Annotated in this window: 21 protein-coding genes; 13 read left to right on the forward strand and 8 right to left on the reverse strand. The window is 70.2% G+C overall.

The features are described from left to right. Positions 1-9: 9 nt before the first annotated feature. From AMETH_RS04825 to AMETH_RS38990, 4 genes are read right to left on the reverse strand one after another with little or no spacing between them, the layout of a single operon-like run. Complete coding sequence (locus AMETH_RS04825; protein WP_017986918.1) at positions 10-531, reverse strand: DUF1003 domain-containing protein; 522 nt, start codon at positions 529-531, stop codon at positions 10-12. Further along, entirely contained in the window at positions 524-1,816 is a 1,293-nt protein-coding gene (locus tag AMETH_RS04830; protein WP_026153818.1) for a magnesium transporter MgtE N-terminal domain-containing protein, read from the reverse strand. The genes AMETH_RS04825 and AMETH_RS04830 overlap by 8 nt, the downstream gene beginning before the upstream one ends. Positions 1,817-1,826: 10 nt before the next feature. Next, the gene (locus tag AMETH_RS38985; protein ID WP_017986920.1) at positions 1,827-2,045 is read right to left on the reverse strand and encodes a hypothetical protein; all 219 of its coding nucleotides are present in this window, start codon (positions 2,043-2,045) and stop codon (positions 1,827-1,829) included. A 39-nt stretch (positions 2,046-2,084) separates the two neighbouring features. Next, positions 2,085-2,621, reverse strand: coding sequence for an aminoglycoside phosphotransferase family protein (locus AMETH_RS38990; RefSeq protein ID WP_017986921.1), 537 nt, complete (start codon positions 2,619-2,621; stop codon positions 2,085-2,087). A 90-nt stretch (positions 2,622-2,711) separates the two neighbouring features. On the opposite strand from AMETH_RS38990, the gene AMETH_RS04840 reads away from it, so the two are divergent. From AMETH_RS04840 to AMETH_RS04880, 9 genes are all read left to right on the forward strand, one after another. After that, positions 2,712-3,542: a slipin family protein gene (locus AMETH_RS04840; protein WP_017986922.1), complete on the forward strand. Its 831-nt coding sequence runs from the start codon at positions 2,712-2,714 to the stop codon at positions 3,540-3,542. Positions 3,543-3,618: 76 nt separating this feature from the next. After that, entirely contained in the window at positions 3,619-4,815 is a 1,197-nt protein-coding gene (locus tag AMETH_RS04845) for an acyl-CoA dehydrogenase family protein (RefSeq protein ID WP_017986923.1), read from the forward strand. Between the two features lie 519 nt (positions 4,816-5,334). Continuing rightward, a complete protein-coding gene (locus AMETH_RS04850) occupies positions 5,335-5,868 on the forward strand; it encodes a YflT domain-containing protein (protein ID WP_017986924.1) in 534 nt (177 codons plus the stop codon). Positions 5,869-6,025: 157 nt separating this feature from the next. Next, entirely contained in the window at positions 6,026-7,342 is a 1,317-nt protein-coding gene (locus tag AMETH_RS04855) for an ABC transporter substrate-binding protein (RefSeq protein ID WP_020486765.1), read from the forward strand. After that, the gene (locus tag AMETH_RS04860) at positions 7,339-8,286 is read left to right on the forward strand and encodes a carbohydrate ABC transporter permease (RefSeq protein WP_017986926.1); all 948 of its coding nucleotides are present in this window, start codon (positions 7,339-7,341) and stop codon (positions 8,284-8,286) included. Before AMETH_RS04855 ends, AMETH_RS04860 begins: the two co-directional genes overlap by 4 nt. After that, entirely contained in the window at positions 8,286-9,128 is an 843-nt protein-coding gene (locus AMETH_RS04865; protein WP_017986927.1) for a carbohydrate ABC transporter permease, read from the forward strand. Before AMETH_RS04860 ends, AMETH_RS04865 begins: the two co-directional genes overlap by 1 nt. A 5-nt stretch (positions 9,129-9,133) precedes the next feature. Then, complete coding sequence (locus tag AMETH_RS04870; protein WP_017986928.1) at positions 9,134-10,315, forward strand: ABC transporter ATP-binding protein; 1,182 nt, start codon at positions 9,134-9,136, stop codon at positions 10,313-10,315. Between the two features lie 95 nt (positions 10,316-10,410). After that, entirely contained in the window at positions 10,411-10,716 is a 306-nt protein-coding gene (locus tag AMETH_RS04875; RefSeq protein WP_017986929.1) for a hypothetical protein, read from the forward strand. Between the two features lie 351 nt (positions 10,717-11,067). Further along, positions 11,068-11,505, forward strand: a complete 438-nt coding sequence (locus AMETH_RS04880; RefSeq protein ID WP_017986930.1) for a type II toxin-antitoxin system VapC family toxin — start codon at positions 11,068-11,070, stop codon at positions 11,503-11,505. A gap of 905 nt (positions 11,506-12,410) precedes the next feature. On the opposite strand, the gene AMETH_RS04890 is transcribed toward AMETH_RS04880, so the two are convergent. After that, complete coding sequence (locus AMETH_RS04890) at positions 12,411-13,091, reverse strand: TetR/AcrR family transcriptional regulator (protein ID WP_017986932.1); 681 nt, start codon at positions 13,089-13,091, stop codon at positions 12,411-12,413. Positions 13,092-13,182: 91 nt separating this feature from the next. On the opposite strand from AMETH_RS04890, the gene AMETH_RS04895 reads away from it, so the two are divergent. Continuing rightward, the gene (locus tag AMETH_RS04895; protein ID WP_017986933.1) at positions 13,183-14,685 is read left to right on the forward strand and encodes an MFS transporter; all 1,503 of its coding nucleotides are present in this window, start codon (positions 13,183-13,185) and stop codon (positions 14,683-14,685) included. 18 nt (positions 14,686-14,703) lie between these two features. On the opposite strand, the gene AMETH_RS04900 is transcribed toward AMETH_RS04895, so the two are convergent. From AMETH_RS04900 to AMETH_RS04910, 3 genes are all read right to left on the reverse strand, one after another. Then, positions 14,704-15,552, reverse strand: coding sequence for a ParB N-terminal domain-containing protein (locus AMETH_RS04900; RefSeq protein WP_038531881.1), 849 nt, complete (start codon positions 15,550-15,552; stop codon positions 14,704-14,706). After that, the gene (locus AMETH_RS04905) at positions 15,549-16,217 is read right to left on the reverse strand and encodes a metallophosphoesterase family protein (protein WP_017986935.1); all 669 of its coding nucleotides are present in this window, start codon (positions 16,215-16,217) and stop codon (positions 15,549-15,551) included. The genes AMETH_RS04900 and AMETH_RS04905 overlap by 4 nt, the downstream gene beginning before the upstream one ends. A 170-nt stretch (positions 16,218-16,387) precedes the next feature. Continuing rightward, positions 16,388-17,473: a magnesium and cobalt transport protein CorA gene (locus tag AMETH_RS04910; RefSeq protein ID WP_017986937.1), complete on the reverse strand. Its 1,086-nt coding sequence runs from the start codon at positions 17,471-17,473 to the stop codon at positions 16,388-16,390. Positions 17,474-17,788: 315 nt separating this feature from the next. Here AMETH_RS04910 and AMETH_RS04915 point away from each other — a divergent pair, with 315 nt between their 5' ends. Genes AMETH_RS04915 through AMETH_RS04925 form a run of 3 tightly spaced genes read left to right on the forward strand, consistent with a single transcriptional unit; the run spans position 17,789 to position 21,035 of the window. Then, positions 17,789-18,292: a MaoC family dehydratase gene (locus AMETH_RS04915; protein WP_017986938.1), complete on the forward strand. Its 504-nt coding sequence runs from the start codon at positions 17,789-17,791 to the stop codon at positions 18,290-18,292. 10 nt (positions 18,293-18,302) lie between these two features. After that, the gene (locus AMETH_RS04920) at positions 18,303-19,406 is read left to right on the forward strand and encodes a DUF2332 domain-containing protein (protein WP_026153820.1); all 1,104 of its coding nucleotides are present in this window, start codon (positions 18,303-18,305) and stop codon (positions 19,404-19,406) included. A 39-nt stretch (positions 19,407-19,445) separates the two neighbouring features. Then, positions 19,446-21,035, forward strand: a complete 1,590-nt coding sequence (locus AMETH_RS04925) for an acyl--CoA ligase family protein (protein WP_017986940.1) — start codon at positions 19,446-19,448, stop codon at positions 21,033-21,035. Positions 21,036-21,092 lie beyond the last annotated feature (57 nt).

Below are 21,092 nucleotides of genomic sequence, written 5' to 3' on the forward strand. Positions count from 1 at the left end.
CCCACCATGCTACGGACCGGTAATGGCCTCTGCCTGCGCCCTATTGCTTTTCCCACGTCGCGGCTTCGTGTTGAGGTCCTCACGCAGCTTGTCCAGCTCCCCGCGCAGGTAGTCGCGGGTGGCGACCTCGCCGACCGCAAGGCGCAGCGCGGCCAGCTCGCGCGCCAGGTACTCGGTGTCGGCCTTGGTCTGCGCCGCCCGGTGCCGGTCCTCCTCCAGGGACACCCGGTCCCGGTCGTCCTGCCGGTTCTGCGCGAGCAGGATCAGCGGCGCCGCGTACGCCGCCTGCGTGGAAAACGCCAGGTTGAGCAGGATGAACGGGTACGGGTCCCAGCGGAGCGCGGCCGCGCTCAGGTTGACGATGATCCACACGACGACGATGAGGGTCTGCCAGAACAGGTACTTCCCGGTGCCGAGGAACCGGGCCAGCCGCTCCGACAGCCGTCCGAAGCTGTCCGGGTCGATGCTGACCAGTGGACCCCGTCCGGAGCGGGGCTGGTCGAGGCGGCGCCGCGCGGTCAACTCAGGCACTGTCGATCTCCTGTCCCTCGGTGATGTCGTGCAGCCCGGTCTCGCGCCAGCGGTCGGGCAGCAGGTGGTCGAGCAGGTCGTCGACCGTGACGGCGCCCAGCAGGTGGTCCTGGTCGTCCACGACCGGACCGCACGCCAGGTTGTATGCCGCGAAGTAGCGGGTGATCTCGGGCAGGTCGGCGTCCGGTCCGAGAGCGGGCAGGTCGGTGTCCACGGCGCTGGCGACCAGCTCGGCAGGCGGTTCCCGGAGCAGGCGCTGGAAGTGCGCGCACCCCACGTAGCGGCCGGTCGGGGTCTCGGTCGGCGGGCGGCACACGAACACCAGGCTGGCCAGCGCGGCGGGCAGGTCGGGGTTGCGGATGTGCGCCAGCGCCTCGGCGATCGTGGCGTCCGGGGTGAGGATGACCGGCTCCGGCGTCATCAGGCCGCCCGCCGTGTCGGAGGAGTAGGTGAGCAGGCGCTTCAGCGGCTCGGACTCGTCCGGGTGCATCAGGTCGAGCAGGCGGCTCTGCTCGGCCGGGGCCAGCTCGGCGAGCAGGTCGGCCGCGTCGTCCGGATTCATCGCCTCCAGGATGTCGGCGGCGCGCTCCTCGGCCAGGTGGGCGAGCAGTTCCTTCTGGTCCTCCTCGGGCAGCTCCTCCAGCACGTCGGCGAGCCGCTCGTCGTCCATCGAGTCGACCACCTCGTGCCGCCGCTTGGTCGGCAGGTCGCGCATGGTCGCGGCGATGTCGACGGCCCGCATGGTGTCGAACAGCATGAGCAGCTGCCCGGCGCCCTGCGGCTGCCCGGTGAGGTCGGTCAGGCCCAGCCCGCGCACCTCCGACCAGGGCAGGACCTGCAGCGAGGACCGCCGCCTTCCGATGCCGAGCCGTCCGGAGCGCTCGCGGACGGCGAGCTTGGCCAGCACCCAGTCGCGGGTGCGGACCGGTTCCATCGCCGCGTCGGAGACCGTGACGCGGGCGTCGGTGGAGGCCAGCCGGGCCTGTGCGTCGATCAGCTGCCCGAGCACGAGGACCTCGTTGGGGCGGCGGTGGAAGCGGCGCATGTTGACCGTGCCGGTCGCGAGCGTGACGGCGTTCGGCTCGATCGCGGTGACCCGGAGCATCGGCACGAACACCCGGCGGCGGGTGGCCAGCTCGACCACGAGCCCCAGCACCCGCGGCGGCTGCTGGTCGAGCCGCAGGCCGGCGACCAGGTCGCGCACCTTGCCGATGGACTCGCCGTCCGGTCCGAAGACCGGAAGGCCGGCCAGCTGGGCGGCGAAGACCCTGTTCACTCCAGCCATGCCGCCAACACTATTCGAGCGCGGCCCACTCGGCGATCGCACTGAGGATCGCCACGCTGGGGAAACCGCCGTGCTCAGCGGCCCACAACCAGTTGTCCACGGCCCGCACGAGCGTCCACGCGCGGGCGCGGTCCGGGTCCAGCCCGGCGGTCGGCACACGCATCCGTTCTTCCACTGTGGACTCTCCGAACCGGTTCCACAGCAGGGGGATCAGGCCGAACGAGAACATCCTTGCCGGGACATGGGAACCGTGGCTGGTGATCGACCCTCAGCCGATCGCCGGGGACCCGGAGGCGGCGTCGAGCAACCGCTTCGGCACGGGCCCGCCCAGCCGTGTCCAATCGGCGGGCATCTCCTCGGCGAACCGGACCGCCTCGTCGCGCAGCGTGCGGCCGAGCGGGGGAGCGGGGACGGTCAGCCGGTGCAGCAGGCCGCGCGTGGTCTCCAGCGCCTTGTCCAGCGGCTCGGTGAGCAGTGGGCGGGACGCGTCCAGCCGCTCCAGCAGCAGCGCGCCGCGGGCGCTTTCCAGCAGCCGCACGGCTCCCCGGCCGTCCCAGGCGGACAACGCCATCGGCTCGTCGCGGGTGCCGTCGTCCTGCCAGGCGAGATTCAGCACGAGCGGTTCGCCGTCGCGGCGCACCGGGAACACCAGCGCGGTGTACCCGTGCCACGGCGGGCCCTCGATCACCAGCCCCCACCGGCGGCAGCACCAGGCCACCAGGTCCGGCAGCGCGGCCAGCCACGGCCGCACCACGTCGCCCTCGTTGTCGATCAGCCGTTGTGAAAACTCCCCCGGTACCCGCACCTCACCGAGCCTGCCAGTGATCGGGCACTTCCCAACCGGTGTGACGGGGGTAACATCACGTCAAGGGACACGCACCCCCCGGGAGCCGCCATGCTGGCTGAAATCGTCTCCATAGTCGCGGCCGTGGGAGTCACCGGGCTCGCCATGAGCGTTCGCGTCGTGAAGCAGTACGAGCGCGGGCTGATCTACCGCTTCGGCCGGGTCTCCTCGGCCATCCGGGAGCCCGGCCTGACCATGCTGATGCCGATCGCGGACCGGCTGCAGAAGGTGAACATGCAGATCGTCACCCTGCCGGTGCCCGCGCAGGAGGGCATCACGCGGGACAACGTGACGGTCCGCGTCGACGCGGTCGTGTACTTCAAGGTCATCGACCCTGTGGTCGCCGCGGTCAACGTGCAGGACTACCGGTTCGCCGTCGGGCAGGTGGCCCAGACCTCGCTGCGCTCCATCATCGGCAAGAGCGACCTGGACGACCTGCTGTCCAACCGTGAGCGGCTCAACCAGGGGCTCGAGCTGATGATCGACAGCCCGGCGCTGGACTGGGGCGTGCACATCGACCGCGTGGAGATCAAGGACGTCGCGCTGCCCGAGTCGATGAAGCGGTCGATGTCGCGCCAGGCCGAGGCCGAACGCGAGCGCAGGGCGCGGGTCATTTCCGCCGACGGCGAGCTGCAGGCGTCCCACAAGCTGTCCGAGGCGGCGGGCGTCATGGCCGACACCCCCGCGGCGCTGCAGTTGCGCCTGCTGGAGACGGTGGTGCAGGTGGCGGCGGAGAAGAACTCCACCCTGGTGCTGCCGTTCCCCGTGGAGCTGCTCCGCTTTCTCGAACGGAGCACCGCCCAGCCGGGGAACGTGAGCGAGCAGCCCGCGAACGGGCAGGCGCCGATCCCGAGGCAGTCGGAGGAGTCCGCCCCCGGGTGAGGCGCGCCATATGCGGGAAGGCGGAACGGGGACCATACTCGCCGGTAATTCCGCCCGCTGACACAGGAGTCGCCCCATGGCCCGTCTGGCCCAGACCGCCGGTCTCACCGACGTGCAGTCGGAGATCCTGTCCACGGTTCGCTCGTTCGTGGACAAGGAGATCATCCCGCACGCCCAGGAGCTGGAGCACGCGGACGCCTACCCGGCGGACATCGTCGAGGGCATGAAGGAGATGGGCCTGTTCGGGATCACGATCCCGGAGGAGTACGGCGGGCTGGGGGAGTCGCTGCTGACCTACGCGCTCGTGGTCGAGGAGATCGCGCGCGGCTGGATGAGCGTGTCGGGTGTCATCAACACGCACTTCATCGTGGCGCACATGATCTCCCGGCACGGCACGCCGGAGCAGAAGCAGAAGTACCTGCCGAAGATGGCGGCGGGCGAGGTCCGCGGTTCGTTCTCGATGTCCGAGCCCGACCTCGGCTCGGACGTGGCGGCCATCAAGACCCGCGCGCGGCGGGACGGGGACGACTACGTCATCGACGGGTCGAAGATGTGGCTGACCAACGGCGGCTCGTCGAACCTGATCGCGCTGCTGGTGCGCACCGACGAGGGTGCGGAGAAGGCGCACCAGAACCTGACGACGTTCCTGGTGGAGAAGCCGGAGGGCTTCGGCGAGGTCGCGCCGGGGCTGACCATCCCCGGCAAGATCGACAAGATGGGTTACAAGGGCGTCGACACCACCGAGGCGGTGTTCGACGGCTTCCGCATCCCGGCCGCGCAGGTTCTCGGCGAGGCGCCGGGCAGGGGCTTCTCGTTCATGATGGACGGCATCGAGGTCGGCCGGGTGAACGTGGCGGCGCGGGCGTGCGGCATCGCGATCCGGGCGTTCGAGCTGGCGGTGGAGTACGCGCAGCAGCGCAAGACGTTCGGCAAGCCGATCGCCCAGCACCAGGCCATCGCGTTCAAGCTCGCGGAGATGGCCACCAAGGTCGAGGCGGCGCACCTGATGATGGTCAACGCGGCGCGGCTGAAGGACACCGGCGAGCGCAACGACGTGGCGGCGGGCATGGCCAAGCTCATCGCGTCCGAGTACTGCGCCGAGGTCACCCAGGAGGCCTTCCGCATCCACGGCGGTTACGGCTACAGCAAGGAGTACGAGATCGAGCGCCTGATGCGGGAGGCGCCGTTCCTGCTCATCGGCGAGGGCACCAGCGAGATCCAGAAGACGATCATCAGCCGCGGCTTGCTGCGCGAGTACCAGTCCCGCTCCTGAGGGCACGGCCCGCCCATCCGTGGGCGGGCCGCTACGCCTTCGCGACCATCGACAGCCCGTCCGTCGCGAGGGCGAACACCCGGACGAGCGCCCGCGGACCGCGGAGTCGCGGTCGAGCCGCTCGAGCGAGGCGAACCGTTCGGGAGCGAGGTCGACCGTGACGATCCCACCGGTCCCAGCGCGATCCGCGGCCGCGAACAGCGCCAGGCACCGGTGGCCCGCACGCTCCCGCCGCGCTCCTCGCGCATCAGCGACTGCAGGAGCACGGCTCCCGGCCGGATCTGGCCGCGGAGCGCCTCGACGGAGCTCCACCGGGTCGCGAAACCCCGGGACTCCGCCTCCGCCTGGATTTCGAGCAGTGTTCCGAAGCTGATTCGCACACGCGGAAGTCGGCGTCGGCCGAGTCGATCAAGGGCACCGGTGCATCATCCCCGCCGAAGGCAGTCGGAGTGTCGGGTTCGCGTGGTTTCATAGGGGTTGGCAGGATGAAGTCACTCGATCACTACGACAGCACAGGTGATGACCGTGACCAGCCCGTTCTCCTCCGGCGGCCGTCAAGCACAGGGCCTGCCGCGCTTGCCGACGCCGCCCACGGGATGGCCGATCGGCTCCTACGCCACCTACCAGGAGGCGCAGCGGGCGGTCGACTACCTCGCTGACAACCAGTTCGCGGTCGAGGACGTGACCATCGTCGGCGTGGACCTGATGCTCGTCGAACGGGTGCTGGGCCGCCTGTCGTGGGGTCGGGTCCTCATGACGGGCGCGATCTCCGGCGCCTGGTTCGGCCTGTTCGTGGGTTTCCTGCTCGCCATGTTCGCCTCCGGCGCGGAGGTCACTTACCAGCCGATCCTGGTCGGCCTGGTGTCCGGTGTGCTGTTCGGCCTGGTGTTCGCGGCCATCAGCTACGCCTCCTCGCGCGGCCGTCGCGACTTCGCCTCGGCCAGCCAGCTCGTCGCCGGCCGCTACGACGTCCTGTGCCAGCCGCGCAACGCGGAGCAGGGCCGTGACCTGCTGGCGAAGCTCGCGATGCGGCCATCCGGGTCATCGAGCTGAATCGTGACCTCCACCGCTTGCGGGCGGTGATCCCCGGGCATAGTTTGACTTCCCACCGATCGTGCGACCCGGGTTGACAGCCTCGGGTTGCTTGATTGCATGCACGACGGCGTGCGGGGTGGGTCTCCCGCCGGCCGCGTGCCGAGGAGGAGGCCTGATGGGGAACGGTACGAGCCGGGGCAGGCCGCCCGGCCGGATCGCAGCAGCGGTCGGCGTGAGCGTCCTGACCGCCGGTCTGGTGACCGCGTGCGGATCCGAAGAGGGGATCACGCTCAACCTGTACTACGCGCCGGAGGACACGTTCCAGACGGTCGTGGACAACTGCAACGCCAAGGCGGCGGGGCGCTACAACATCGTCTACAACAAACTGCAGCGCGGCGCCGACGACCAGCGGGTGCAGATGGCGCGCCGGCTCGCCGCCGGTGACGACGGCCTGGACATCCTGGGCCTCGACGTCACCTGGGTGCCGGAGTTCGCCGAGGCAGGCTGGGCCGAGGAGTGGACCGGCGCCAACCGCGACCAGGCCGAGGCGGGTGTGCTGCCCGGGCCGCTGGCCACCGCGACCTGGAACGGCAAGCTGTACGCCGCGACGAAGAACACCAACGTCCAGCTGCTCTGGTACGACGACCGCATCACGCCGCAGCCGCCCGAGACCTGGGACGAGATGATCGCCGAGGCCGAGCAGCTCAAGGCGGCGGGCAAGCCGCACAACATCCTGTTCACCGGCGCCCAGTACGAGGGCCTCGTGGTCATCTACAACACTCTCGTCGCCTCCGCGGGCGGGCACATCCTCTCCGACGACGGCAAGTCCGTGGTCATGGACGAGGGCGCGGTGCAGGCCCTGGAGATCCTGAAGCGGGTTACCTCCAGCGGCATCACCGACCCGTCGCTGACGAACATGAAGGAGGACGAGACCCGTCAGGCCTTCCAGCGCGGCAACGGCGCCTTCGAACTGAACTGGCCGTTCGTGTACGCGTCCTACGCGGAGGAGCAGCCGCAGGACCTGCCGCACTTCAAGTGGTCGACCTACCCGGCCGTCGATCCCGGCGTCCCGGCCCGCACCACGATCGGTGGCTACGACCTCGCCGTCAGCTCGACCTCGAAGCACAAGCCCGAGGCGTTCGAGGCGGCGCTGTGCCTGCGCAGCCAGGAGAACCAGAAGTTCTCCGCGCTCAACGACGGTGTGCCGCCGAGCATCGAGGCGCTCTACACCGACGAGACCCCGCTCGACCCGACCAAGCCGGTCAACGCGGACGACAACCCGAGCATGGCGACCGCGTACCCGATGCGGGACGCGATCTTCGCCGCGCTCAAGGATCCCGCGGTGCGCCCACTGACCCCGGCATACCAGAGCCTGTCGACCGTGATCTCCAAGGTGCTGTCGCCGCCGTCGGAGATCGACCCGCAGAAGACCGCCGAAGAGCTGCGCACCAAGCTGACCGACGCGCTGAACTCGAAAGGGGTGATCCCGTGAGCACGGTCGAGGACGTTTCCACGACGCCACAGACCACGGCGAAACCGGGGAAACCGGCCCTGAGCGAAGGGAAGCGGGCGGAGCGGCGGCTGGGCTGGCTGCTGTGCGCTCCCGCGGCCTTCGTGATGGTCGCGGTCACGGGTTACCCGATCGCGTACTCGATCTGGCTGTCCCTGCAGCGGTACGACCTGCGGTTCCCGAACGACACCGAGTTCGTCGGCCTCGCGAACTACGCGGCCGTGCTGTCGGACTCCTACTGGTGGACGGCGTTCGCCACGACCGTGGTGCTCACCGTGGTCTCGGTGGCCATCGAGCTGGTGCTCGGCATGCTGCTGGCGCTGATCATGCACCGCACGCTCGTCGGGCGGGGTCTGGTGCGCACGGTGGCGCTGATCCCGTACGGGATCGTGACCGTGGTCGCCGCGTTCTCCTGGTACTACGCGTGGACCCCGGACACCGGGTACCTGGCGAACATCCTGGCCGGGGATTCGGCGCCGCTGACGCAGTACCTGCCGTCGATGGCGATCATCATCCTGGCCGAGGTGTGGAAGACGACACCGTTCATGGCGCTGCTGCTGATGGCCGGGCTCGCGCTGGTGCCGGACGACCTGCTCAAGGCCGCCGCCATGGACGGCGCCAACGGGTGGCAGCGGTTCATCAAGGTGATGGTGCCGGTGATGAAGCCGGCGATCCTGGTGGCGCTGCTGTTCCGCACGCTCGACGCGTTCCGCATCTTCGACAACATCTACGTGCTCACCGGCGGTCAGAACGACACGTCGTCGGTGTCCATGCAGACCTACAACAACCTGATCAAGGGGCTGAACCTCGGCATCGGCTCGACGATGTCCGTGCTCATCTTCATCACGGTCGCGATCATCGCGTTCATCTTCATCAAGCTGTTCGGCACCGCGGCGCCGGGCAGTGACCAAGGGGGGAAGCGCTGATGGTGATGGGCGGAGCGGTTACCACCGGCCGCAGGACGAGATGGACCCTCATCGACATCCTGGTGGTGGTCTACGCGCTGGTGCCGGTGCTGTGGATCCTGTCGCTGTCGTTGAAGACCAAGGACACCATCGACGACGGGAAGTTCATCCCGCGGTCGTGGACCCTGCAGAACTACGCGGACATCTTCCAGACCCTGGACTTCGTGCGGGCGCTGATCAACTCGATCGGCATCTCGCTCATCGCGACGCTGATCGCGGTGGTCCTGGGGATGATGGCGGCGTACGCGATCGCGCGGCTGGACTTCCCCGGCAAGCGGCTGCTGGTCGGGATCTCGTTGCTGATCGCGATGTTCCCCCAGGTGTCGCTGGTGAGCCCGCTGTTCAACATCGAACGGACGCTGGGGCTGTTCGACACGTGGGCCGGCCTGATCCTGCCGTACATCACGTTCGCGCTGCCGCTGGCGATCTACACGCTGTCCGCGTTCTTCCGCGAGATCCCGTGGGAGCTGGAGAAGGCGGCCAAGATGGACGGCGCCACGCCGGGCCAGGCGTTCCGCCGGGTCATCGCGCCACTGGCGGCGCCCGGCGTGTTCACCACCGCGATCCTGGTGTTCATCTTCTGCTGGAACGACTTCCTGTTCGCCATCTCGCTGACCTCGACCAACGCGTCGCGGACGGTGCCGGCGGCGTTGTCGTTCTTCACCGGGGCCTCGCAGTTCGAGGACCCGACCGGGACGATCTGCGCCGCCGCGGTCGTGATCACCATCCCGATCATCCTGTTCGTGTTGTTCTTCCAGCGCCGCATCGTCGCGGGGCTGACCTCCGGTGCGGTGAAGGGGTAGCGCCAATGGCTGAGATCGTGCTGGACAAGGTGAGCAAGCGCTATCCGGACGGTGCGCTCGCCGTGTCCGAAGTGGACCTGCAGGTCGCCGACGGCGAGTTCATCATCCTGGTCGGTCCGTCCGGGTGCGGGAAGTCGACCACGCTGAACATGGTGGCGGGGCTGGAGGACATCTCCTCGGGCGAGCTGCGCATCGACGGCGAGCGGATGAACGAGAAGGCGCCGAAGGACCGGGACATCGCGATGGTATTCCAGTCCTACGCGCTGTACCCGCACATGAGCGTGCGGGAGAACATGGCCTTCCCGCTGCGGCTGGCCAAGGTGGACGATGCGACGGTCAAGGCGAAGGTCGAGGAGGCCGCCGAGATCCTGGACCTGACGCAGCACCTGGACCGCAAACCGTCCAACCTGTCCGGTGGTCAGCGGCAGCGGGTGGCGATGGGACGCGCGATCGTGCGCAGCCCCAAGGCGTTCCTGATGGACGAGCCGCTGTCCAACTTGGATGCGAAGCTGCGCGGGCAGATGCGGACGTCGGTGTCGAAGTTGCAGCGCCAGCTCGGCACCACCACGTTGTACGTCACGCACGACCAGACGGAGGCCATGACGCTGGGCGACCGGGTCGTGGTGCTGCGGGCGGGGTATGTGCAGCAGATCGGTTCGCCGCAGTTCCTCTACGACCACCCGACCAACCTGTTCGTCGCCGGGTTCATCGGGTCGCCGTCGATGAACTTCGTGCCGGCCACGCTGGAGGAGGGGAGCCTGAAGAGCGCACTGGGCACGGTCCAGCTGCCGGACCGGTTGCGGCGGCTGGCGGAGGAGGCCGGTGCGCCGCGTGAGGTGATCGCGGGCATCCGGCCGGAGCACTTCGAGGACGCCGGGCTGCTGGAGGAGTCCGCCCGCGCCGGCGGTTGCGTGTTCAGCGCCCACGTCGACGTGCTGGAGTCGATGGGCTCGGAGAAGTACGCGTATTTCACGGTCGAGGGCGAGCTGGCCACGACGTCGGAGCTGGCCGAGCTGGCGGCGGACGCCGGAGCGGACGACGTGCCGGGCGGCGGAGCCTCCATCACGGCCCGGTTGTCCCCCGCGTCGGGCGCCCGGGAGGGCGGCACGCTCGACGTGTGGTTCGACGTGCAGAAGGTCCAGCTGTTCGACCCGGCGTCGGGGAAGAACCTGACCTACGAGGGCTGAGCACTCCGTTCGGGCCGGAGCGCCACTGTCACCCGCGAGTGGTGCTCCGGCCCGTTCTCGGCTTGATCCGACAGCATGGTTGCTAGCATGCTGTCATGAGTCAGGTCAGCTGGCGCGCCGCCGACGAACTGGTGCATCGGGTCCGGCAGGCCGCGGCTCAACGGGGGGAAAGCATGAACGAGTTCATCACGCGCGTCCTCGACGCGGCGACGGATCCGGATCTGGCGGGCGACGAGAACGCCCGGCTGCGCGAACGCCTCCGCCGGGCCGGGCTGCTGTGGGAACCCGAAACGCCGACCACGCGCCCCGACCCGGCCGCGGTGACCGCCGCGGCCCGCCGCGCGGCCGCGAGCGGCCCTTTGGCTGCCGACTTGATCAGGGAAGAACGCGGCCGGCGGTGAGGGGTTTCGCGGTGGCCGGGGACGTTGGGCGAGTTGGGGGTCCGCGACCGGCGCGAAGGCCCGTGCGGCTGGTGTCTGTGTCCAGCGGTGTCCGTCCGGCTGCGTGGGCAGGCCGGGCGGCTGGGCGCGCCCGCGCGCGGAGGCGGCATCCGGCGCTGGACCGCCGTTCGGGGATGTTGGCTGGGGTGGCTGTGCTGCGGTTGGGCTTGGAGCCGCAGGGAGTGGGGCTGTGGTGATCGGCGTGCCCGAGCGCGGTTGGCCGGCGGGGCGTGCCGCCCGGGCGGACGGAGCACTGGCCGGACGGCCGCCGGTCACCCGCGTGAGCGTGCTCTTCTGGAAGCGCGGCGCACGATGAGCGTCTTCGTCGACTCATCCGCGCTCGTCAAGCTCTACGTGGCCGAGCCGGGCAGCGAGCAGGTCCAGGCGCTGTCCGGGATGGTCGTCTCCCAGATCGCGCGCGTCGAGATCCCGGCCGCGCTCTGGCGCAAGCACCGCACGGGCGCTATCTCCGCGGGTGACGCTCGCCTGCTGGTGTCCGCCTTCGAGGCCGACTACCACGGCACACCGGACGAGCCGCCCCGGTTCGCCGTCGTTCCGGTGACCCCGATCGTCCTCGACGTCGCCGCCCGGCTCACCGGGGTGCACGGCCTGCGGGCCTACGACGCCATCCAGCTCGCCACCGCCCAGCTGGTCGCGTCGGCCGACCGCGAGTGCCGGACCTTCGCGGCGTTCGACAAGGCGCTGTCCGAAGCCGCCGCGGGGGAGGGCTTCCACCCGGTCGGTGGCTGACCCCTCGGCCGCGACCAGGTAGGAGCTGCCACCCGCCGGGTGCCCTGAAGGATCTCTCAGCCTGGAGCGGGCATTCTCACCTCAACAACGGGAGGTGGCGGATGACCGGCTCGGCGGTGCCGCGATGATCTTCCTCGGGGTGGTCTGCGCGGTCCTCGGGGCGGTCGCCGCCGCGTTCGGGGCCTGGTTGCAGCACCGCGGTGTCACCACCACCGGCCGCACGAACCCGGCCGCCCTCCTGCGCAACCCGGCCTGGCGGCAGGGCGTTCTCGTGCTCACCACCTGCACCGTCCTGCAGGCGCTCGCCCTCGCGTTCGCCCCCGTCACCGTCGTGACCCCGGTCGTCGTGCTGGCGCTGCCGATCCTGACCGTCCTCAACGGACCCCGCGACCACGTCACGCGCGCCGCCGTCGCCGCCGTCACCCTCGCCGTCGCGGTGTTCGTCACCCTGAGCGCGCGCGACGCGCGGCCCACCACGATCCCGCCGGACACCGTCGTCGACGCAGGGCAGCTCGTCGGCGTCCTCGTCATCGCCCTGGTCGCCGTCGCCGCGCTCGCCCAGGGCATCGCCCGCAGCGCGGCCCTCGCCGTCGCCGCCGGGGCAGGTTACGGCCTGGCCGCCGTGCTCACCAGGGACGTCCTGCACTCCGACGGCCTGCCCGTGCTCTCGCTGCTCGCGGCGGTCCTCGCGTTCGCCACCGCCGCCTGGCTCGTCCAGCACGCCTACGCCAGCGGCCCGCCGGACGTCGTCGTCGGGTGCCAGACCGCCGGCAACCCGGTGGCCGCCACCGCGCTCGGCATGACCGTCCTCGGCGAGGCGCCCGAACTCGACCTGCCGGTCCTCGCCGCGTGCGGGGCCACCGCGATCGCCGGCGTCGCGGTGCTCGCGGTCCGGCGCCACCACCTCAACGCCGCGAGTGCCACGCCTTCATCGCACAGTCCAGCATCTCGTGGTCCAGCGGCGGCACCGGCAGCTCCTGCCGCTCGCCGCCGTCCGCGCGCAGTCCGTCAAGCAGCATGGTCAGGTACCGCTGCCACAGGTCCGGGGCCACGTCGTGCGAGTACTCCACGACCGACACGACCATCTTGAACAGCACCGGGCAGTCCGTCTCGACGAAGTCCGCCCGCAACGCGCCGCTGTCCTTCGCCCGCTGCACCAGTTCGGTCACCACCGGGATCATCCGGTCCTTGACCCGCGCCACCTCGACCTGGCCGAACGCGTTGCTGAGCAAGGTGTCCCGCATTCCGCGGTCGGCCGCCATCATGCCGACGGCCTCCCACACGAACTTGCGGAAACCCTCCCACGGATCCGGATCGGCCAGCGCCGCGCGGGCGTTCTCTTCGATCTCCTCCAGCCGGCGCGCGAACATCGCGTCGATCAGGTGTTCCTTGTTCGGGAACCGCCGGTAGACCGTGCCGACGCCCAGCCCCGCCGCGTGCGCCACGTCGTCCAGCGTCGCGTCGAAGCCCCGCTCCCGGAACACGTCCCGGGCCGCCGACAGGATCCGCAGCCGGTTCCGTTCGGCGTCGCGCCGCAGCGGCCGCGGCGATGCGGCCGGCAGTGTGTCCCGCGTCATGAAACCCATTCTACCAAATCTGAGATAGCTCCTCCGGTTTTTGGGTACGGTGGGAAGCGAAGGGGAGGTACCCACTCCACATACGTCTGCGAGGACCGGAATGACGCAAACCACCTACGTCGAGCCCGCCGGGGGGAGACCAGCCGGCTCGACGGCCGACCCGCACCACGCGCGGCGCTGGCTGATCCTGGTGATGATCGGGCTCGCCCAGCTGATGGTCGTGCTCGACGCGACCATCGTGAACATCGCGCTGCCCACCGCCCAGCACGAACTGGGCTTCTCCAGCGACGCCCGCCAGTGGGTCGTCACCGCCTACGCGCTCGCCTTCGGCAGCCTGCTGCTGCTCGGCGGCCGCGTCAACGACCTGTTCGGCCGCAAGCGCGCCTTCCTCATCGGCCTTGCCGGATTCGCGCTCGCCTCGGCGGTCGGCGGCGCCGCGAACGGCATCGAGATGCTGATCGTCGCCCGCGCCGCGCAGGGTGTGTTCGGTGCGCTGCTCGCGCCCGCCGCGTTGTCGCTGCTGACCACCACGTTCACCGACCCGAAGGAACGCGGCCGCGCGTTCGGCATCTTTGGCGCGATCGCAGGCGGGGGTGCCGCGGTCGGACTGCTGCTCGGCGGGGTGCTCACCGAGTACCTCGACTGGCGCTGGTGCATGTTCGTCAACATCGTCTTCGCGGTGATCGCCTTCGCCGGCGGCTCCAGCCTGCTGCGGCACCGGCCGTCGGAGGACCGGCCGAAGCTGGACATCCCCGGCACGGTCGTGTCGACCCTGGGCCTGTTCGCTGTCGTCTACGGCTTCGCCAACGCCGAGACCCACGACTGGTCGTCGCCCCTGGTGTGGGGTTTCCTGGCGGCCGGTGTCGTGCTGCTCGGCGTGTTCGTCCGCATCGAGACCCGCGTGGCGCACCCGCTGCTGCCGATGCGCGTGCTGCTCGACCGCAACCGCGGCGGCGCCTACCTCGCGGTGTTCCTGCTGGGCATCGGGATGTTCGGCATCTTCCTGTTCCTGACCTACTACCTGCAGCAGAACCTCGGGTTCACGCCGATCACGTCCGGCCTGGCGTTCCTGCCGATGGTCGGCACGCTGATGGTGAGCGCGACGCTGTCCACGAGCGTGCTGCTGCCGCGCATCGGGCCGAAGGTCCTCGTCGGGGCAGGCATGGTGATCGCCGCGGCCGGGCTGTTCTGGCTCAGCGGCATCGACTCGGCCAGCACCTACGCCAGCGGCGTGCTGTTCCCGCTCATGGTGGCCGGCGTCGGCATCGGGTTGTCGATGGCGCCCTCGATGAACGTCGCCATCTCGGGCGTCGACCCGCACGACGCCGGGGTCGCCTCGGCGACGGTCAACACCGGCCAGCAGATCGGCGGCTCGATCGGCACCGCGCTGCTCAGCTCGGTCGCCGCCGACGCCGCGAGCTCGTTCGCCGCGGGAAAGACGCCGACCCCGCAGCTGCTGGCGGACGCCGCGATCCACAGCTACACCACGGCATTCACCTGGGCGGCGGGCATCTTCCTGCTCGGCGCGGTGGTCTGCGGACTGCTGATCAAGCCGGGCGTGCCGGAAGTGGTCGACACCGACATGCCGGTCGTCCACGCGTGACGGAAGCCCGCCGGTGCGTCAGCGCCGGCGGGCCCGCAGCGCTTCGATGACCTCGTCGTCCCAGCGGTGCTGGCGGATCAGGCGATAGCGCTCCCCGGCGACCCACATGTAGGCCTCGGCCTCGGTGCGGTCGCCGACCAGCTCCGCCTGCCGCATCATCTCCACCACCGGCAGGTACTCCTCCTCGTACCAGCGCCGCGCGATCGTGGCGCGGTCGAGGAACTTCCCCTCGGACTGCATCAGCCGGAAACCCCAAGCCTCGACGTGCTCCCCGAGGTGCGCGTAGTCCCACGGGTCGCTCACCACGATCGCCGCCCGCGCCTCGCCGGACAGCGGCACCCGCGACAGGAACAGCCGCCGGTAGTCCTTCACGATCAGGTCGCCCCGGTAGCGGATGCCCTTCGGGTTGAGCTTGGTGTGCACCTCGGTCACCGCGGCCTCGATGGTCTCCAGCCCCAGCGCGTAGGCCACCGACACCCGGTGGTGCCCGTCGATCACGAAGTGCAGGTCGCCGACCCGGTACACCTCGATCGGCGGGATGTGCTCACCGCGGCGGGCGGCCAGCGCGAGCCGTTCCCACCGTTCCCGCACCCGGCCGGACGTCGGCCGGAACCGGCGGTCGAAGTCGCGGCCCCGGTCGACGCTGCCGATGATCGAGCTCAGCGGGATCACCCGCAACCCGATCCGCCGCTCGCTCACGTAACCGAGCGCGTCCACGACCTCGTCGAACGGCAGCATGATATTGACGTCGTCGGGCTCCCGGCGCAGCCAGTTCGCCAGCCGGGACAGCACCTGCCGCCGCCGGGCGCGCAGGAAGTCGTGCTCGGCGTCGGCGCGGGGGTAACCGGTGTCCCGTGCCGCGTTCACACGCGCACCTCGTGCGGGGTGAACGCGATGAGGTGCCTGCCGACGACGTTGCGGACGCGCGTGTCGCCCATCCGGTGCTCCCTGGGGTGTTCGCCGTAGGGGTGGATGTGCCCGTGCAGCAACCAGTCCGGCCGCATCTTCTCGACCGTCCGGTGCAGGCAGTCGAAGCCCTGGTGCGCCGGGTCTTCGCGGTCGCCGACCCCGCGCGGCGGGGCGTGCGTGAGCAGGACGTCGACTCCGTGCCCGTCGCGGCGTTGCCTGCGCGCGGCCTGCCGCACCAGCCGCCGGGCGCGCCGGGCCTGCTGCGCCTGCGTCCACTGGTTGGGCCCCTCGTTGTAGCGGACCGAGCCGCCAAGGCCGGCGATCCGCAGGCCGCAGACGTCGACGACCCGGCCGTCGGCGTTGATCGCGCCGGCCGGTCCCGGCCAGGCCCGCGGGAAACCGGCCCGCATGAACAGGCCGCCGTGGCGGGTGAACCCGGACAGGTCCGGGTCGTGGTTGCCGGGCACGAACACGCACGGCACGCCGCCCAGCGAGTCGGTCAGGAACTCCAGGTAGTCGAACGGCAGGTCGCCCGCGGCCAGGACGAGGCCGACCTCGCAGCCGGGGCCGACACCGGCCCACAGCTGCTCGTCGACCTCGTCGGAGACCACCAGCGCGCGCATGCCTCCACGATAGGTACTCGTCAGTGGGCCTGCGCGAGTTCCGGGTGATCGGCGATCAGCACCGCCACCACCGCGATCCACACCAGGGTCAGGGCGAGGGCCCAGAACTTGAGGCTCGTGAGCAGTCTGGTCATCGGAGAACTCCTTCCAGCGAACAGGTCAGGAAAGGGTCAGAGCCACTTGTTCTTCCTGAATATTCGATAGAGAAGCAGGCAGATCCCGAGAATCAGCACGAGAACCGCCGGATACCCGAACTTCCAGCGCAACTCCGGCATGTAGTCGAAATTCATGCCGTAAATACCCGCGATCATCGTGGGAACGGTGATCATGGCCGCCCACGAGGTGATCTTGCGCATGTCGGTGTTCTGCTGGAGCGTGATCTTGGCGACCGTGGCGTTCACCAGGGTCGTCAGCAGCTCGTCGAAGTTGCCCACCCGCTCCGACACGGTGGTCAGGTGGTCGTCGACGTCGCGGAAGTACGACCGGACCTCGTCGGGGACCAGCCGGGTGAAGCCCTCCGCCAGCCTCCGCACCGGCGTGACCAGCGGCATCACCGCGCGGCGCAGCTCCAGCACCTCGCGTTTCATGAGGTAGATCTGCTCGGCGCTGACCGACGAGCGGGGCGCGAACACCCGCGCCTCCATCTCGTCGATGTCGTCCTCGATCGAGGAGGTGACGTCGAGGTACTGGTCGACGATGAGGTCGGTGATGGCGTGCAGCACCGCGGCCGGGCCGTTCGTCAGCCGCTCCGGGTCCTCGTCGAGGTCGCGGCGCAGCCGGGCCAGGCCGGAGTGCGCCCCGTGCCGGACGGTGATGATGAAGTCCAGCCCGAGGAACGCCATCAGCTCGCCGGTCTCCACGATCTCGTTGGCCGTGGTCGGCGACTCGTGCTCGACGTAGCGGACCGTCTTGAGCACCATGAACAGCGTGTCGTCGTAGCGCTCCAGCTTGGGCCGCTGGTGCGCCTGCACGGCGTCCTCCACGGCCAGCTCGTGCAGGCCGTAGACCTCCGCGATGCCCTGGATCTGCTGCTGGTCCGGCTCGTGCAGTCCGATCCAGACGAACCCGTCGCGCCGGCGCCGGACCTCCTTGATGGCCTCGGCGTGCGTCCAGCGCCCGGGCAGCCGCTCGCCGTCGACGTACACGGCGCAGTCGACGATGTAGGCAGACACGGGCACCGGCACGGGCGGCTCGACCCGGCCGGCTCGGCCGTTGCCCCGGCCGCGCAGGCCGCCGAGGGAGGGAATCGCAGGCATGGGATCTCCTGGCTTTCGCAGTGCGTACCACGACCGCCGGGCGGGCAGGAATGCGTCCGCTCGGCTCTACCAGCGTTTCCCGGGCGAAATGGCCTAAGGCGCGGAAATGGTTCCGGCCACGTGGAGGGAAACGCTGGGTTTACTAGGGAGCGGACTATCGCCACTACTCATCTTGCGTTCCTCACCTCCTCCAGCCGGACCGGCAACGTGGCGGCTGTCGCGTTGACGCACCGCCGCCATTGGTCGAGGGTACTCCTCAACATCAGTTGACGTCGCTCCAGGTCGGTGTGGCGTTACCCGCAGGGAGGTCGACCAGTGCAGTTCGGGCGGTACTTCGAGGAGTTCGAGGTGGGTGCGGTGTACAAGCACTGGCCAGGCAAGACGGTGACCGAGTACGACGACCACCTGTTCTGCCTGCTCACCATGAACCACCACCCGCTGCACATGGACGCGCACTACGCGGCGGAGACCACCGACTTCGGCAAGAACGTCGTGGTGGGCAACTACATCTACTCGCTGCTGCTGGGCATGTCGGTGCCGGACGTGTCGGGCAAGGCGATCGCCAACCTGGAGATCGAGTCGCTGCGGCACGTCAAGCCGACCTTCCACGGTGACACCATCTACGGTGAGACCGAGGTGCTGGACAAGACCCCGTCGAAGTCGAAGGACGACCGGGGCGTGGTGTACGTGGAGACCCGGGGCTACAAGCAGGACGGCACGATCGTGTGCATCTTCCGCCGCAAGGTCCTGGTGCCGAAGCAGAACTACGGTGAGGCGCGTGGGGGCGAGCAGCCGGGCCGTCCCGTGCCGCACGGGTGAGGGAGAGCGCGTGACGATCGGGTTGGCCGAAGCCAAGCGGCGGCTGGACGAGTTCGCGGGGAGCGCGGCGGGCGAGTCGCCGCTGTACGAGCACCTCGCGTCCAAGGCCGCCGAGGACGACGAGGTGGCCGGTCTGCTGGCCGCCGCGCCCGAGGAGGCGAGCCCCGCGCTGTTGTTCGCGGTCGCCCACCGGCTGGTCCAGGCCGACCCGATCCACCCGCTGTACCGGTACTACCCCGCGCTGGGCGGGGCCAACGGCGTGGACGACGAGACGTGGCCGCTGTTCCGCGAGTTCCTGCTCGCGCATGCCGGCGAGGCGGCGGGCATGCTCGCGTCGCGGTCGCTGGCGAACAACGAGGTGCGGCGGGCCGCGTCGGTGTTCCCGGCGGTCGCGATGGCGGCCAAGCAGGCGGGCGGCAAGATCGCGCTGCTCGAGGTCGGCACCGCGGGCGGGCTGCTGCTCGGGATGGACAAGTTCGCCTACCGGTACCAGTGCGACGGCGGTGAGCAGCTGGTCGCCGGGCCTGCCAAGGCGGCGGTCGGGCTGCACTGCGCGCTCGACCTGGCGCCCGGCGCGGTGCTGCCGAAACTGCCGAAGAAGCTGACCGTCGTGGCGCGCGCCGGGCTCGACCCGCAGCCGCTGGATCTGTCCGATGAGGACGAGCTGGCGTGGCTGGAGGCCTGCGTGTGGGGCGACCAGCCGGACCGCGTGCGGCTGCTGCGGGCGGCGGCGCTGGCGCAGCGCAAGTCGCCGCCGCGGATCGTCGCCGGGGACGCGGTCGGCGCGTTCGACGAGGCTCTCGCCCTGCTGCCCGCGGACGTGCCGCTGGTGGTGCTCACCTGCCGGACGATGGGGCACATGCACGACGCCGACCGCGGCGAGTTCCTGTCGCGGCTGGCCGCGCTGGGGGAGTCGCGTCCACTGTGGTGGGTCATGGACGAGACGTACGAGCACGGGTTGTCCGCGGTGCTGCCGGGGCGGGACGAGCTGGCGTTCGCTGTCGACGGCCAGACGGCGCTCGGCCTGGCGCGGCGCACGGCCGGCGGCTGGGACGCGGTCGCGCTGGCCCGCACCACGCGCTATGGCGCCCGGATGACCTGGCTGGCCGTCTAGCTGTTGTGTGCCGGCCGCCACTGCGGTGAGGATGTGGTCATGGCTGACACGTGGTTCACCCCGCTGACCCCGCTGGCCTTCCTGGAGCGCTCCGCCGAGGTCTTCCCGGACAAGGACGCGATCGTCTACGGCGATCGCCGCGTGACCTACCGCGAGTTCGCCGCGGAGGCCACCCGCGTGGCGCAGGCGCTGCGGGCGAGCGGCGTCGAGCCGGGGGACCGCGTGGCCTACCTGCTGCCGAACATCCCCGAGATGCTGGTCGCGCACTTCGCGGTGCCGCTCGCGGGCGCGGTGCTGGTGGCGATCAACACCCGGCTCGCGCCCGCCGAGATCCGCTACATCCTGGCGCACTCCGGGGCGAAGGTGCTGGTCGTCGACGCCGCGCTGCACGCATCGGTGCCGCTGGACACCGGCGTGGACGTCGTGACGGTGGTGGACGGCGCGGAGCCCGACCCGGCCGTCGGCGGCATCACCTACGACGCGCTGCTGGCGCGGGGCAGCGACGAGCCGCTGCCGTGGAGCGTCGCGGACGAGCGGTCGACGATCTCGATCAACTACACGTCCGGGACCACTGGCAGGTCGAAGGGCGTCCAGTACCACCATCGCGGCGCGTACCTGAACTCGCTGGCCGAGATCATCCACTCGGGGCACACGCCGGAGTCGAAGTACTTGTGGACGTTGCCGATGTTCCACTGCAACGGCTGGTGCACGACGTGGGCGGTCACCGCGATCGGCGGCACGCACGTGTGCCTGCGGGCGGTCGAGGCGACCGAGATCTGGCGGCTGCTGGACGGCGAGGGGATCACGCACCTCAACGGCGCGCCGACGGTGCTGAACACGATCGCCGGGTACCCGGGGGCGCACCCGCTGCCGCGTGAGGTCGTGGTGACCACCGCGGGTGCGCCGCCGTCGCCGACCGTGATCCGGCGGATGACGGACCTGGGCGCGCGCCTGGTGCACGTGTACGGGCTGACCGAGACGTACGGGCCGTACACGGTGTGCGAGGCGCAGGAGGGGTGGGTCAAGCTCGACATCGCCGAGCGGAGCCGTCTGATGGCGCGGCAGGGCGTCGGGATGCTGGTGACCGACGGGATCCGGGTGGTGGACGAGCAGATGCGCGACGTGCCTCGCGACGGCGTGACCATGGGCGAGGTCGTGATGCGCGGGAACAACGTGATGTCCGGCTACTTCGCCGACCCCGAGGCGACGGAGAAAGCGTTTCGCGGCGGCTGGTTCCACTCCGGTGACCTGGGCGTGTGGCATCCGGACGGCTACATCCAGCTGCGCGACCGGGCGAAGGACATCATCGTCTCCGGCGGCGAGAACATCTCCACGATCGAGGTGGAGGCGGCGCTGGACTCGCACGAGGCCGTCGCGGAGGTCGCGGTGGTCGGCGTGCCGGACGAGAAGTGGGGCGAGCGGCCGAAGGCGTACGTCGTGCTGCGGCCAGGCGCGTCGGCGACGGCGGACGAGCTGCGGGCGCACGTGCGGGAGCAGATCGCGCGATTCAAGGTGCCGGACCAGGTCGAGTTCGTGGAGGCGCTGCCCAAGACGTCGACGGGGAAGATCCAGAAGTTCCAGCTGCGCGAACGCGAGTGGGGTGGTTCGGAGTCCCGAATCCAGGGCTGACCGCGGCTGCTGATCGCCCTCCACGGCGGCCCCCGCCCAGCCCACCTGCCGCAACGG

Source organism: Amycolatopsis methanolica 239, assembly GCF_000739085.1.
GTDB lineage: Bacteria > Actinomycetota > Actinomycetes > Mycobacteriales > Pseudonocardiaceae > Amycolatopsis_E > Amycolatopsis_E methanolica.

Bases quoted from the DNA above. Each gene is read 5' to 3' on its own strand.
- AMETH_RS04830 (WP_026153818.1), bottom strand. From the start codon at position 1,816: ATGGCTGGAGTGAACAGGGTCTTCGCCGCCCAGCTGGCCGGCCTTCCG.
- AMETH_RS38985 (WP_017986920.1), bottom strand. From the start codon at position 2,045: ATGTTCTCGTTCGGCCTGATCCCCCTGCTGTGGAACCGGTTCGGAGAG.
- AMETH_RS04840 (WP_017986922.1), top strand. From the start codon at position 2,712: ATGCTGGCTGAAATCGTCTCCATAGTCGCGGCCGTGGGAGTCACCGGG.
- AMETH_RS04845 (WP_017986923.1), top strand. From the start codon at position 3,619: ATGGCCCGTCTGGCCCAGACCGCCGGTCTCACCGACGTGCAGTCGGAG.
- AMETH_RS04850 (WP_017986924.1), top strand. From the start codon at position 5,335: ATGACCGTGACCAGCCCGTTCTCCTCCGGCGGCCGTCAAGCACAGGGC.
- AMETH_RS04855 (WP_020486765.1), top strand. From the start codon at position 6,026: ATGGGGAACGGTACGAGCCGGGGCAGGCCGCCCGGCCGGATCGCAGCA.
- AMETH_RS04865 (WP_017986927.1), top strand. From the start codon at position 8,286: ATGGTGATGGGCGGAGCGGTTACCACCGGCCGCAGGACGAGATGGACC.
- AMETH_RS04870 (WP_017986928.1), top strand. From the start codon at position 9,134: ATGGCTGAGATCGTGCTGGACAAGGTGAGCAAGCGCTATCCGGACGGT.
- AMETH_RS04875 (WP_017986929.1), top strand. From the start codon at position 10,411: ATGAGTCAGGTCAGCTGGCGCGCCGCCGACGAACTGGTGCATCGGGTC.
- AMETH_RS04880 (WP_017986930.1), top strand. From the start codon at position 11,068: ATGAGCGTCTTCGTCGACTCATCCGCGCTCGTCAAGCTCTACGTGGCC.
- AMETH_RS04890 (WP_017986932.1), bottom strand. From the start codon at position 13,091: ATGGGTTTCATGACGCGGGACACACTGCCGGCCGCATCGCCGCGGCCG.
- AMETH_RS04895 (WP_017986933.1), top strand. From the start codon at position 13,183: ATGACGCAAACCACCTACGTCGAGCCCGCCGGGGGGAGACCAGCCGGC.
- AMETH_RS04905 (WP_017986935.1), bottom strand. From the start codon at position 16,217: ATGCGCGCGCTGGTGGTCTCCGACGAGGTCGACGAGCAGCTGTGGGCC.
- AMETH_RS04910 (WP_017986937.1), bottom strand. From the start codon at position 17,473: ATGCCTGCGATTCCCTCCCTCGGCGGCCTGCGCGGCCGGGGCAACGGC.
- AMETH_RS04925 (WP_017986940.1), top strand. From the start codon at position 19,446: ATGGCTGACACGTGGTTCACCCCGCTGACCCCGCTGGCCTTCCTGGAG.